Source organism: Ensifer sp. Root127 (assembly GCF_001425225.1).
In the GTDB taxonomy this organism is placed as follows: domain Bacteria; phylum Pseudomonadota; class Alphaproteobacteria; order Rhizobiales; family Rhizobiaceae; genus Ensifer; species Ensifer canadensis.
Map to the genome: position 1 here is coordinate 94,370 of NZ_LMDX01000023.1, position 13,161 is coordinate 107,530.

The 13,161-nt window shown below is 59.4% G+C and carries 12 protein-coding genes; 7 read left to right on the forward strand and 5 right to left on the reverse strand.

Features of this window, described 5'->3' with window-relative positions; translation table 11 throughout:
- Positions 1–23: 23 nt before the first annotated feature.
- The 5 genes from ASD03_RS22685 (at position 24) to ASD03_RS22710 (ending at position 5,099) form a co-directional block, all read left to right on the forward strand.
- Entirely contained in the window at positions 24–809 is a 786-nt protein-coding gene (locus tag ASD03_RS22685) for an ABC transporter substrate-binding protein (protein WP_057216528.1), read from the forward strand.
- Positions 810–926: 117 nt separating this feature from the next.
- Entirely contained in the window at positions 927–1,616 is a 690-nt protein-coding gene (locus tag ASD03_RS22690) for an ABC transporter permease (protein ID WP_025430551.1), read from the forward strand.
- The gene (locus ASD03_RS22695) at positions 1,613–2,353 is read left to right on the forward strand and encodes an ABC transporter permease (RefSeq protein WP_057216532.1); all 741 of its coding nucleotides are present in this window, start codon (positions 1,613–1,615) and stop codon (positions 2,351–2,353) included. The genes ASD03_RS22690 and ASD03_RS22695 overlap by 4 nt, the downstream gene beginning before the upstream one ends.
- An 85-nt stretch (positions 2,354–2,438) precedes the next feature.
- The gene (locus ASD03_RS22700) at positions 2,439–3,230 is read left to right on the forward strand and encodes an ATP-binding cassette domain-containing protein (RefSeq protein ID WP_272502219.1); all 792 of its coding nucleotides are present in this window, start codon (positions 2,439–2,441) and stop codon (positions 3,228–3,230) included.
- A gap of 456 nt (positions 3,231–3,686) precedes the next feature.
- On the forward strand, positions 3,687–5,099 hold the full coding sequence (locus ASD03_RS22710) for a LysR family transcriptional regulator (RefSeq protein ID WP_057216536.1): 1,413 nt from the start codon (positions 3,687–3,689) through the stop codon (positions 5,097–5,099).
- A gap of 36 nt (positions 5,100–5,135) precedes the next feature.
- Here the strand turns inward: ASD03_RS22710 and ASD03_RS22715 are convergent, their stop codons facing one another.
- The 4 genes from ASD03_RS22715 to ASD03_RS22730 are packed head-to-tail and all read right to left on the reverse strand — an operon-like array spanning position 5,136 to position 9,780.
- On the reverse strand, positions 5,136–5,705 hold the full coding sequence (locus ASD03_RS22715; RefSeq protein ID WP_057217186.1) for a UbiX family flavin prenyltransferase: 570 nt from the start codon (positions 5,703–5,705) through the stop codon (positions 5,136–5,138).
- A 43-nt stretch (positions 5,706–5,748) separates the two neighbouring features.
- On the reverse strand, positions 5,749–7,095 hold the full coding sequence (locus ASD03_RS22720) for a UbiD family decarboxylase (protein ID WP_057216538.1): 1,347 nt from the start codon (positions 7,093–7,095) through the stop codon (positions 5,749–5,751).
- A gap of 13 nt (positions 7,096–7,108) precedes the next feature.
- Positions 7,109–8,413, reverse strand: coding sequence for a Zn-dependent hydrolase (locus ASD03_RS22725; RefSeq protein ID WP_057216540.1), 1,305 nt, complete (start codon positions 8,411–8,413; stop codon positions 7,109–7,111).
- Positions 8,410–9,780, reverse strand: a complete 1,371-nt coding sequence (locus ASD03_RS22730; protein ID WP_057216542.1) for a dihydroorotase family protein — start codon at positions 9,778–9,780, stop codon at positions 8,410–8,412. Before ASD03_RS22730 ends, ASD03_RS22725 begins: the two co-directional genes overlap by 4 nt.
- A 332-nt stretch (positions 9,781–10,112) precedes the next feature.
- On the opposite strand from ASD03_RS22730, the gene ASD03_RS22735 reads away from it, so the two are divergent.
- Complete coding sequence (locus ASD03_RS22735) at positions 10,113–11,420, forward strand: MFS transporter (protein ID WP_057216544.1); 1,308 nt, start codon at positions 10,113–10,115, stop codon at positions 11,418–11,420.
- 304 nt (positions 11,421–11,724) lie between these two features.
- Here ASD03_RS22735 and ASD03_RS22740 read toward each other — a convergent pair whose 3' ends face one another.
- Positions 11,725–12,375: a TetR family transcriptional regulator gene (locus tag ASD03_RS22740; RefSeq protein ID WP_057216548.1), complete on the reverse strand. Its 651-nt coding sequence runs from the start codon at positions 12,373–12,375 to the stop codon at positions 11,725–11,727.
- A 92-nt stretch (positions 12,376–12,467) separates the two neighbouring features.
- On the opposite strand from ASD03_RS22740, the gene ASD03_RS22745 reads away from it, so the two are divergent.
- Positions 12,468–13,124: an O-methyltransferase gene (locus tag ASD03_RS22745; protein WP_057216550.1), complete on the forward strand. Its 657-nt coding sequence runs from the start codon at positions 12,468–12,470 to the stop codon at positions 13,122–13,124.
- Positions 13,125–13,161: the final 37 nt, after the last annotated feature.

Genomic DNA, 13,161 nt, shown 5'->3' on the forward strand with positions numbered 1-13,161 from the left:
AAACCAAACTGGGGAAAATCATCGTGTTCAAGATCATAGCAGCATCTCTCATACTGCTTTCCGGCTCCGTCGCGGCACATGCCGCGGATCGCACTGGACAGACGATTAAACTGGGCATCGATCCGACTTACCCGCCGCTCGAGTTCAAGAAGCCGGACGGCAGCCTGACCGGTTTCGGGGTCGAGATCACCGAGGCCATCTGCGCCGAACTACGCGCCAAATGTATCTGGGTGGAGAGCAGCTGGGACGGCATCATTCCTTCGCTGCAAGCACGAAAATTCGACATCATCGCGTCGTCGATGACGATCACGGAGAAGCGCAAGGAGCAGATCGCCTTCTCTGACAAATACTCGAACGCGCCGTCGCGCCTGGTCGCAAGACGGGGTTCGGGTCTGGAGCCGACGCCGGAATCGTTGAAAGGCAAGCGGATTGGCGTCCAGCAGGGGTCCTCGCAGGAGACCTACGCTATGGCCGTATGGCGGCCCGCCGGTGTGGAAGTTGTCGCTTACCAGACGCAGGACCAGATCTATTCCGATCTCGGATCGGGACGTCTCGATGCATCTTTGCAGGCATCAATCCAGGCAAGTGACGGCTTCTTGAAGAAGCCTGAAGGGCAGGAATTCGAGTTTGCCGGTCAGGATATGAACGACCCGAAGTACTTCGGCATCGGCTCGGGTTTTGGGCTCCGCAAGGAAGACGCGGAACTGCGCGACGACGTCAACAAGGCGATCGCGGCAATCGTCGCTGACGGCACCTACAAGTCAATCAATGACAAATACTTCGACTTCGACGCCTACGGCGGACAATAAACGCGATAGCGATGTTCCTGCGTGGTCAACTCGCCCTGTGCAATCGTATCGGCTGCACAGGGGTAAATCCCGCGTTGCCGTGGCCATTCACGACGCGCTTACGAAAAGAACAGACATATGGCCCTCGACGGATATGGTCCCCTTGTATTGGCCGGGTTGCTGACGACGATTGAGCTCGCCGTCCTGTCGATCGCAGGCGCATTCTTTGTTGGCATCGTCGGGGCAAGTTGCAAGCTGTCGTCCAGACGCTCGCTACGCCTTGCCGCAACCGTTTATACGACGGTGATCCGCAGCGTACCCGATCTCGTCATGATGTTGCTTCTCTTCTACAGCCTTCAGATGTGGCTGAACGGAGTTACCGATCGCCTCGGTCTGCATCAGATTGATATCGATCCGTTTGCCGCCGGTGCGATCACACTCTCGTTCATCTATGGTGCTTACTTCACGGAAACATTCCGAGGCGCATTCCAGGCCGTCCCGCGCGGACAACTCGAGGCGGCGGCGGCATATGGCATGACGCCGTGGAAAACGTTCTGCAGGATCTTGTTTCCGCAGATGATGCGCCATGCCCTTCCAGGCATCGGCAACAATTGGCAGGTCATGATCAAGGCGACCGCACTGGTTTCGCTCATCGGCCTCAACGACTTGATTAAGGTTACGCAGGACGCGGGCAAGGCGTCTTCCAGCTTCTTTTTCTTTAGCATTCTGAGCGCGGCCATCTTCCTTGGGCTCGCAACGGCGACAAATGTCGTCGTGTTCATGCTCGAGCGATATTTCTCAACCGGCGTCAGGAGGGTAGGCGCATGATTGAGATCCTGCAGGAGTACTGGAAGGCCTATCTGTGGACCGATGGCTACCGGATTACCGGCGTCGCCATGACCTTGTGGCTCCTTGTTGCCTCCATCGTCCTTGGATTCGTTCTGGCGATACCGCTTTCGGTGGCACGAGCATCGGCCAATCCTTACATCCGGGTTCCGGTCTGGCTCTACACCTATGTGTTTCGAGGCACGCCCCTCTATGTGCAGTTGTTGATCCTCTACGCCGGTTTCTACAGTTTCAGCTTCGTACGGTCGGTGCCTCTTCTCGACAGCTTTTTCCGTGAGGGGATCAACTGTGCGATCCTGGCATTTGCGCTTTGCACCTGTGCTTACACGACCGAGATCTTTGCCGGCGCCATCCGCGCCGTGCCTCATGGTGAGATAGAGGCGGCCCGGGCATATGGCATGTCGGCATTTACGGTTTACCGGCGGATCGTCCTTCCGTCAGCGCTCAGGCGCGCACTGCCAGCCTACAGCAACGAAGTGATTCTTGTCCTGCACGCGACTTCGATCGCGTTCACTGCGACCGTGCCTGATATTCTCAAGGTTGCGCGCGACGTGAATTCGGCGACCTATGCCTCATTCGAAGCCTTCGGTATCGCCGCCGTTCTCTATGCATCGATCGCATTCGCTCTCGTTTGGCTGTTTCGGCAGCTTGAAGGCAGGCTTTTGGCATTTGCGAAGCCTCACACGGGCCTGAGTGGCGTAGGGCAGACACGGGTGTGAGCACCGTGCTGGAACAATTGGGACAGTCTCACGAAAATAACGAAGGGTCGGAGTTGGTCCGCCCTCACAAGGGAGGGTGCTTATAGTGAACGGTCAGGAGGAGTTGGAGGGGAAATCGATCGCGGTGGCGGTCGGGAACCTGCACAAAAGGTTTGGCGCCCTGGAGGTTCTCAAAGGCGTCAATTTGAACGCATTGGAGGGCGAGGTGGTTTCGATGATCGGGGCCTCCGGATCCGGCAAGAGTACGTTGCTGCGCTGTATCAACCTACTTGAACTTCCCTCGCAGGGAACAATCGAGGTCGCCGGCGAAAAGCTTAAACTTCAAGCCAATCGCGACGGAAATCTCCACCCTGTCGATCACCAGCAGCTTCGACGCATCCGGACGCGCCTGTCCATGGTATTCCAGGGGTTCAATCTTTGGCAGCATATGACGGTTCTGCAGAATGTCGTGGAAGCGCCGATCCACGTGCTCGGCATTTCGCGAGCGGATGCGCGAGAGAAGGCGGAACACCTGCTCAACAAGGTCGGCCTTTACGAAAAGCGACACCAGTATCCGGCCTATCTCTCCGGAGGGCAGCAGCAGCGGATCGCCATCGCCCGTGCCCTATGCATGGATCCCCGTGTCATGCTTTTCGACGAACCCACGTCGGCGCTCGATCCTGAGCTCGTCGGAGAAGTCCTGAAAGTCATCCGGGACCTTGCGGAGGAGGGACGAACGATGCTTCTTGTGACCCATGAAATGAAGTTCGCCAGAGACGTTTCGAACCATGTTATGTTCCTTCACAACGGAATCGTTGAAGAACAGGGGCCACCTGAACGGGTGTTTCTGCACGCTGAGAGCGAGCGTTGCCGCCAGTTCCTGTCGCGCTCGCACTGACATCTAGGGAGGGCTGCTAGACAATTGGAAACCAAGCAGCTTTCTTACTTTGTTCTCGCTTGCCAGTATAGAAACCATGCAGAGGCGGCCGCAGACGCAGGCATGTCGTCTTCGGCGCTTAGCGAAAACATCAGCCAGCTCGAGCAGGACCTCGGGATCAAGCTTTTTCAACGGGGCCCCTTGGGCCATTACCCGACTGAGGCTGCGCGATGGCTGTATCAACGAGTCGAGCCGATTTTGCAAAGGATCGAAGCGGCCGAAGACGGCACATACGCCGCTATCCCTGTGCCAGCACCCCGCTTGGAGGTTTCGACCCCTCTCCAGTTCACGCTGGGGCGTTTGTCGAGAGCTATAAGCCTTTCCGTCAGATATCTGCGAAAGGAGCACCCGCAGGTCATTCCACGCGTCCGTTTTGATGTGCCGATTGAGGAGGACCAATCCGATCTGCCCGCTCACGTGGCTATCCGCTACGGTGACGATAAGACCCCTTACGAAGATGCATTGCTTTATCGCGATGATTGGATCGCTGTCACCAACCATGAACGGGCCGGCGAGCCGGGTCGCAGCCTGGACTTTGATGCACTCCGGCGGTTGCTGATCCTGGTGCCGCCGCTTTTGCCGGCGCAGCGCAGACTGGTTCGCGCCTATTGCGCGGCCCATGATCTTCCCGAGCCGATCGCCACTGCCGAGGATGTTGGAACTTTTCCTTATCTCTCCCGCGAGACGCGCGCTTGGGCTATGCTTGCACCACGCAGCCTTGTCGCTGTGGGCGCTTCGCGCCTGCAGCTCGATTATGCGGTTTTACCGGTCGAACTCAGCAGCCCTGTCGTGGCGCATGTCACAGGAACCGCGCAACCGGCAAGAACATTCGTCGACCATCTTCAGCGCGTTCTGTCTTCGCCGCCGAGACCTGTGGTCTACGACCCGCGTATCACGTTGCGGCAGATGCGCTACTTCCTGGCATTGATGGACCAGCTCAACGTTACAGCCGCCGCTCGCAAACTTCACGTCGTTCAGCCGGCATTATCCAGCCAGTTGCGCAAGCTCGAGGCGACGCTGGGTGTCAATCTTTTTGAGCGTCAGCGGACGGGCCTGAAGCCGCTGGCAGATGCCCACGGCTTAGCGGGGCTTTTCAGAGATGGGGTTGAAGCATGCGACCAACTCGTTGTGCAGGCCAACAGGATCGCGCCCGGCGACGCTCAGAAAATAACCATTGGTGTCGTTCCTCTTGCGACGCATATCGGCCCGCTTTCGGAGGCACTTGCCGCGGCAATCAGCGAATGGACCGGCCAGCATGCGGCGATCAAGCTACAGCTGGTCGAGGCACCGGCCACAGCACTTCATCGTTGGGTGGAGGCTGGCGAGATCAGTTTCGCCATCGTTGAAACGCAGGTGTCACGATCGTCACAGCTCGATCTGCGTAATCAGGATCGGATGGTGGTGGTCACCAAATCAGTCGATGCCATTCTTCCGCCTGGCGATGTCGAATTGGCAAAGTGCACGACGCTACCGCTGATATTACCAAGTCCTGTGTTTGGTCTTCGCCAACTGCTGGACCAGGCCGCAGAGAGCGAGGGCCTGGCTTTCGCGCCTGATATGGAGATCAATTCCATTGCCATGATCCTTGCGCTCGTCCGTCGGATGCGGCTTGCGACTATCCTTCCTGAGACGGCCATCCAGAATGTAGCGCATGCCGAGATGTTTCAGCTCAACCCGATCGGTAGTCCGAGCATCTATCGGCGGTTGTCGATCGTCTTCTCGACGGACCGAAGCCTGACCAATGCGGAACGCGCGCTCGTGGAGCTTCTCAAAATGCGCTTGGCCGATGCAAGCCGACAGGAGTTTCACGCGTCGCTTGAACCGGGTTAGAACGACTAGGTCATAGCGCGAAAACCTCACACTCCATCATTCCTTCCAGCGCTTGACGACGCCGACGTCCAGATCGAAGAGGTCCAGCGCGCGCCCGACGGTGTGGTCGATTATGTCTTCCACGCTCTCAGGGCGGGAATAGAACGCTGGCACGGGCGGCATGACGATCGCACCCATCTCGGTCACCGACACCATATTGCGGCAATGGCCCAGATGAAGAGGTGTTTCACGAAACATGAGGACGAGCCTCCTTCTCTCCTTCAACATCACATCCGCGGCTCTCGAAACGAGGGTGCCACATGCTCCCGATGCGATTTCACCCAATGTCTTGGCCGAGCAGGGCGCAATGAACATGCCTTGGGTGCGGAAGGAGCCGCTTGATATGGCGGCCGCGACGTCGTCGTTGGAATAGACATGATCGGCGCGGTCCCGGATGCCCTTCACCTTGATGTCGGTCTCGTAAGCGAGGGCCACCATTGCTGATTTAGACATGACGAGGTGTGTCTCGCAGTTCAGCTCGCGCAACACCTCGAGCAACCGGATTCCGTAGATATGGCCAGAGGCGCCCGTGATCGCCACCACGAAACGCTTCCTGGGCTGAGGCATGACAAACTTGCGGCTCGCGCTGGTCGCGTCTGGGACAAGGTTCTCAGTAGTCATCAAGCTGCCTCCTCACACTTTCGTAGATATCCGAAGGCGGCTTGACGAATTCCGATCGTCCACCCGGTTCGCCGTCGCCGGGGCGCGTCGTGGCGACCATTCCGATCTTCGTGACAACGAGGTCTTCGTGGACGGGATCGCACCGGTCGGCCTTGACCCCGGGCAGAACGATCAGGTCCTCGTGGCCGCGGAAACGTGCAGCGAGCGACCATTCGACCTGCTGCCAGTCTTCCGGATCGACGTCGTCTTCGACGGCGATCACGAGCTTCAGAAGATTGACGCACCCCATCGCAAGCAGGATAGCGCGCTTGCCTTCGCCGAGCCTCGGGCGCTGCATCGTAATCACTGCATGCAACCGGCCCATGCCGCCGTCGGTGATCACAACGCGTTTCACGGCCGGAATGGCACGTTGCAGATCACGTGTGAGCGTTGCCCCAATCGAGACGGCTCCCATTAGGCAGTGTTCTGCTGCATAACCAGGCAGGATCGCCTGATAGATCGCCGACTTGCGATGGGTGATACAGGTGACGTCCACTCCAATTCCGGGTCCGTAATAAACATAGAAGCCTGGGAATTCGGAAACCGCCCCCTCATCGATCAGGTCATCGGGCCGCAAGCGCCCTTCAATAACGATCTCGGCGTGCGCTGGAACTTCGACGTCAACCGTGCGGCATCGCACGAGCTCGATCGGCTCGCCCAGTAGCGCACCGGCAGTGTCGAATTCGTCATCACCGAGGTCGAGGTATAGCTGTGAGCCAAGAAGCACGGCCGCGTGGTTGCCGATGGCGATTGCAATATCGAGGTCGCGTCCGAGGTGCTTGGCCTTCTCCGCCAGTTGGGCCAAATGGTGGTTCTTGGCGATACCGGCCATCGTGCGTTGACCACCCTCGAGACGGAGTCGAGCAATCGAGACGTTGCGGCGGCCGGTCTCCGGATCTTTCGCGATGATGACGCCTGCTGTGATGTACGGGCCACCTTCCTTCTCGAACCAGTGTGGGACTGGCAACAAGGCGCCCACATCGAAGGGCGGCTTATGGGTCACTTCCTGCACCGGGGCACGATCAACCAGAAGCGGTTTGATCGGCGCGCGCAGCGCAGACAGGCAGAACGCATCGAGTTCGGCGGCATCTGTACCCAGGGCGAGGGCATACCTCTGCCTGTTGTTGTAGAGATTGCCGACGACCGGCATGGTGTGGCCGCGTACGTCCTCGAAAAGCTGTGCAGGACCGCGGTCGCGCAAGCTCAGGACGGATGCAATTTCAAAGCGGCTATCAACCTCGCGTACTACGCGGTGCAGCTCTCCTCGCTGTTCAAGTGTTGCGAGAAAGCTACGCATACTTTGATCAGGTCTAGACAATAGCTTCTCCCGAACCCTGCTCTGGTTCTGTGACGAGGTCGAATTTTAGGATGGCGTCGTGGATAACGGCGGCGCCTGCTGCAAGACTATCGCGCTCGGCCCACTCTTCGGGCGCGTGGCTGCGACCCTCGCGGCATGGAACGAAGACCATGGCGCTCGGTGCGATCCTCGTGAGGAAGGCCGTGTCGTGTCCGGCTCCTGAGGCCATGGTCCGGCTCGACAAACCAAGGGAGATTGCACTCTCTTGGAGCATCGACCGAAGCGTGTCGTCGCATTGAGCCGGGTCGCTATCGGAGAGGACCTTCCAGACCGGCCGACCGATCCCCAATTGGTGTGCGATCGCACGGGTGCGTTGGTCCAATGCGGCTGTGAAGTGTTGCGTGAGCGAATGGTCTTCGGCACGGATATCTACGACGATCCTTGATGCGCCGGGCACAACATTGGCGGCGTTGGGTTGTTGTTCGACGATGCCGCAGGTGGCCACGAAATGTCCTTGTCCGGTCAATGCGTCCTTGGAAGCTCTGTCGGCCACGAAAGACACTGTCATCGCCGCGGCAAGCCCGGCATCGCGCCTCATGGTCATGGGTGTGGTGCCGGCGTGGTCAGCACGGCCCTCGAAAGCGATCTCAACCCGGGCGATTCCGACGATAGCGCTGACCATGCCAAGGTCTATGCGGCTCTCCTCGAGCACTGCACCTTGCTCTATGTGCAACTCGAAGCAGGCAACGACATCGCCGCGGACCGCATCGGTCAAGCGCTTGGGATCACCTCCGACACGCGCGATCGCTTCGCCAAGGCGTTCTCCGGTGGGATCCGTAAAGTCGAGCTGATCGCCGGTCAGCATTCCGGTCATTGCGCGACTGCCCACGCAAGAAAGTCCGAACTCGGACGGCTCTTCGGCGAGGAAGTCCACTACCTCGACGGCATGACGAAGTTTTCGGCCGGCTTGGTGCAGCGACCGCGCAATCTCAAGTGCAGCAATAACGCCGGCGACGCCGTCGAAGCGACCGCCAGATGGGACGGTGTCTGAATGCGAGCCGATTATGATCGTTCCGGCAGTCGTATCAGAGCCCTCCAGCCTTCCGATCAGGTTTCCCCCCGCATCGATGCGAACTGTCATTCCCGCTTCCTTGAAGCGCCGCGCGAGCCATTCACGCCCCTCGATGAACAATTTCGAAAACGAGCGTCTCGTGTAAGGTCTTTCGGGCTCGGTGATCGTCGCGAGGTCCACGAGATCGCTCCACAGACGCTCGGCGTCGAGGGGCATATTCCTTCCCAATCTTATCGCGGCGCTCATATCAAGATCTCCCGCGAGGGCGTGATGAACTTGCCTGCTCCGGGGTGAGCCAGGACCTGCGTGCCATCGAAAACCATGTGGCCCCGCTGGAAGGTCGCAACCGGGCGGTGCTGGATCTCGAGCCCTTGGTACGGGCTCCAGCCAACAACGTTATGACCGCTTGCAGCCGGATCATAGCGTCTGGGGTCTTTGGCCATGACGACGATATCGGCATCGCGACCCGGCTCGAGCGCTCCCTTCCGGTGTCCTATTCGAAACAGTCGCGCGGGATTTGCTGCGAGCAGCCGGGCGGCCCATGTCGGGCTCAACCCGCGAAGCAAGAGCCCATCGAGAAGCAGCGAGTAGAGAACTTCAAGGCTCGGTGCACCGGATGCATTCTTGAGCATGTCGGGGTCGCTTTTGCGATCCTCCGACCAACTGACGTGATCGGTCGAGACGACAGTCACGCCGCCAGCGGCAAGGTGCCGCCAGATCGCCTTGAGCTCGCTGCGCGGTCTGATCGGAGGGTTGACCTTGGCCTTGCCGCCAAGGCGCGACACGTCGTTTTCCTCATCGAGCACGAGATAGTGGATACAGGCCTCTATCGTCGCATCGAACCCGTTTGTCCGATGGTTTGAACACAGCTCATAGCCACGACCGATCGAGCAGTGCACGATATGCGCCGAGCAACCCGTTGCAGCGCCGATCTCGTATGCCTCAGCCGTGGCCAGTGCTTCGGCGATCGCTGGCCTTGCCATGCCATGCGCGCGATAGTCGCTGATGCCCAAGGCTTGGACGTCGGCGTCAGCAGCGCGCACCATTTCATCGTTCTCGTTGTGAACGCCTGCAGCCAGCCCGTGGCGTGCAATTTCGGCGAAGCACGCATGCAATGTCTGCGGAGGTATGCGCGGAAAGCGCTCTGGGTGTGTTCCGAATGTTGAGAACTTGAAAGCAGCTGCTCCGGCGCCGACCATCTGGGCAATATGCTTTGGCCCGTCATTGGGATGGACGGTGCCGTAGAGCGCAAAGTCCACGCGCGCCTGTTGCCCGGCTTCCAATGCCTTTTGGGCAAGCCGCTCGGCGTTGCAGATGAGATTGCCGTCGTCATACGGCATATCGACGATTGTGGTTACGCCACCGGCGGCGGCTGCGCGTGTCGACCAGATGAAATCCTCCTGACCGGCCTGCGAGCGCGAATGCACCTGTGAATCGATGGCGCCGGGAAGAATATAGGCATCTTCGAAGTCGTGCCGCTCCTTGCTCGACGCTGGGGGAATACCCTCGCCAATGCGTTCGATGATGCCGTCGCGCACAGCGACATAGCCGTTCTCCCGGACACGATTGGCGTCCACCACGCGGCCAGTTAGGATCAAGTCAAAATCACTCATAGCGTCTCCTCAATGCCATGAGCATGCGCAGGCAGGTGGTCTCTGGATAATTGCTTTGTCCGAAGTCGGCTATCGCCGGACCCGAATTCGCCGAGGCGCCGAGGCGATCTGACGAGGATGTTTGCTATTTGAGAGCGCGGTGGCCCCGCAGGTCGCAAATCTGTTGGGCAGTTCGCCGTCCGCTATGGCTCACTTCGCCATTCCTGTTTGGACGGAAGCCTTGCATCCCAGCAGGGTTGCGATTGCAAGGCGCATTCGGCACGGGCACTTGGGGAGTGGTACAAGCCGCCGCTGCCGCCATCACCATAAGCAAAATAAGAGGGAGCATTGTCATGAGCAGCATCACATCTGGGGTGGAGGCCTCAGATCGCAAACAGGTCATCGCTGGACGCCGGGCTGTTGTCGCGGCATCGGTCGGAAACGCGCTTGAATGGTACGACTTCATCATCTACGCGTTGTTCGCCGTCTATATAGCCCAGAACTTCTTTCCTGGGGGCGACCAGACGACGGAACTCGTCAAGGCATTTATCGCGTTTGGTTTGGGCTTTATCATCCGTCCGCTGGGCGCAGTTCTGATTGGCGTCTACGCGGACCGCGCAGGGCGGAAAGCGGCCCTGACGCTGACGATCATGATCATGGCGCTTGGCACTCTCGTTATCGCCGCCGCGCCCACCTATGCCGCCATCGGGATTGGTGCGCCACTCCTCCTGTTGGTCGGCCGGATGCTTCAAGGTTTTTCCGCGGGCGGCGAACTCGGCGGTGCAGCCGCCTTTCTCGTTGAACATGCCCCTGAGGGAAAGAAGGGCAAGTACGCATCATGGCTGCAGGGAAGCATGGCAATCTCCAATATTCTCGCCGCACTTGTCGCCTTCTCGGTGACCGCTCTGCTCACGCAGCAGCAGATCGGTGAATGGGGATGGCGCCTGCCGTTTCTTGTCGGACTTCTCATCGCGCCGGTGGGTATCTGGATGCGCCGCACGCTCGATGAGACGCCGCATTTCCGCGAGGAGATTGCTCGTCAGAACAAATCCGGTGTGACCGAACGACTGCCGCTAAAGGCGGCGTTCGTGGAGTTCTGGCGGGAACTGCTCAAAGGCACGGGAATGTGTGTGCTGTGGGGTGTGTCGACCTACACGCTTGTCATCTTCATGCCGATCTATATTCAGCGCAGCTTCGGCATGAGCGGCTCGGACACCTTCCTTGCTTCCCTTATCGGCAATGTATTCATGTTGATCAGTTGCGTCGTGGCGGGAAGCTTGTCGGACGTTGTTGGACGCAAGAAGATGCTGGTCGTGGCAGCAATCATCCTTGCGACGGCGGTCCATCCGTTGCTTTGGCTCCTGCACATGTCGTCGACGCTTCCCACGCTGATCTTTGTGCAAACCGCGTTCTGCATCATGGTCGGCCTCTATGTCGGCGTGGCACCGTCGGCCCTTTCCGAGATCTTCCCGACACGCGTTCGGTCGACCGGAATGTCTCTTGCCTACAACACCGCTACGACAAGCTTTGGCGGTTTCGCACCCGCCATCCTCACATGGCTCTCCCAAGGAGGAGGAATCTATGCGCCAGCCTGGTATATGACCGCAGCGGCGGCATGCGCGTTGTTGGCCATCGCCACGTTGAAGAGGCCAGTCGGGTAAACATGCCGGCCGCAACGCCGAGCGGCTGGGAGCCTTCGCCGCCGTAGCGCAAGGCGCTGATAGCGCTTCTCTCTCTACGGCGACGCAGGCAATGATTGGCTGGGGGGAGGAGATGGCAACGACGATATGGAAGTCGGTATTAGCAACGATGCCTTCGCAGGCGGTGAGGGGAGCGCCGCCGCGGGTTAAGTCCCGGACTCATCGTGTCGTCGGTTCCATTTGTAGGGTTCGGTTTGCGGCCATTCCACCGGTGAGTCTTCCCAGAGTTCCTGGCGACCATACGATCAGAGCGTTCAATCGCGCATCACCCGGCCGTTGCGGAAATATCGGAACGCAGGCAGCGAATATAGGCGCAGAACATGTCGGACATGGCATTCGCGTATGCTGCGATTTCCGCGTCGGTCTTCGGCTCGGCTGAGAACTCCTTCCCGACCGTGGTCATGGTCGTCATGACGAGGTCGCCGGCCGTGGCCCGGACCGCCGCGGAGGCATCCGGAAGAAGCTCGGACATGAACGCTTCGATGACCGTGTCATCCGCCGCCCGCGCGTCCTGCGCTTCCGGCGCATCCCGGTAAAGCGGGGCGGCATCGCTAAGTGCCACCCGAACGGCAGCTTCCTCGCATTCCGAACGGATGAAGGCCTGCACGAGGCTACGGAGCCGCTCGAGCGGCGGACGGGACCGGTCCGTCAGGATGTCGCCCAGGAGATCTGATGTCTGCCGCCACTCGTCGCTCTGCAGTCGGAACAGGATAGCCGCCTTGTTGGGGAAATACTGGTAGAGAGATCCGACGCTGACACCTGCCCGTTCGGCCACCCGCGCGGTCGTAAAACGCTGCGCACCCTCCTGCGCCAAAACCTGAACAGCCGCCTGAAGAATGGCGGCGACAAGCTCGTTCGAACGCGACTGTTTGGGCTGTTTTCGTGTGGAAATACGGGGACTTGCGCGATCAGTCATCGGGACCTTTTGCAATGCGATTAGCAAACGCGACGAATTATTCGTATTTTTAATTCGAAAGCAAGTCATCGCAGCGAACCAAGGATTTTCCGATGAACACTCTCAAGGACATACGCCTTGCATCTCTTCTCGACCGTCTCTTCGACGAAGCGGATGCCGCCACCAGCCCGGGTTTGGCAGAACTCTCCCACGCGGAGCGCGACCGCCTCATGCACAGCAAGACGGAGTATCTCGACTTCTACAGCCGCATGAAGGATCTTTGGCTTCCCGTGTCCCGCCAGACCGGCGAACTGCTCTACATGCTGGCCCGAAGCAGCGGCGCAAGGACGATCGTCGAGTTCGGCACGTCGTTCGGCCTCTCGACTCTCTACCTTGCAGCAGCGCTCCGGGACAATGGCGGGGGCCAGCTGATCACCAGCGAGTTCGAGCCGTCGAAGATTGCAAGGGCACGACAAAACCTGGCTGACGCGGGCCTCATCGACCTCGTCGAAATCCGCGAGGGCGATGCGCTGACGACGCTGAGTATGGATCTTCCCGAAAGCATAGATCTGCTCCTGCTCGATGGCGCGAAGCCGCTCTACCCGGAAGTCCTTTCACTGGTCGAGAGCCGTCTGCGGCCCGGTGCACTGGTCGTTGCCGACGATGCGGATCATTGCCCGGACTATCTCGATCGCGTCCGCGCGACTTCGGGCGGCTATCTGTCAACACCGTTCGCCGACGACATCGAGTTGTCGATGCGCGCGGCCTGAGCCTGCCAACGTTCAACTGCCACCAAACCAATCCGAA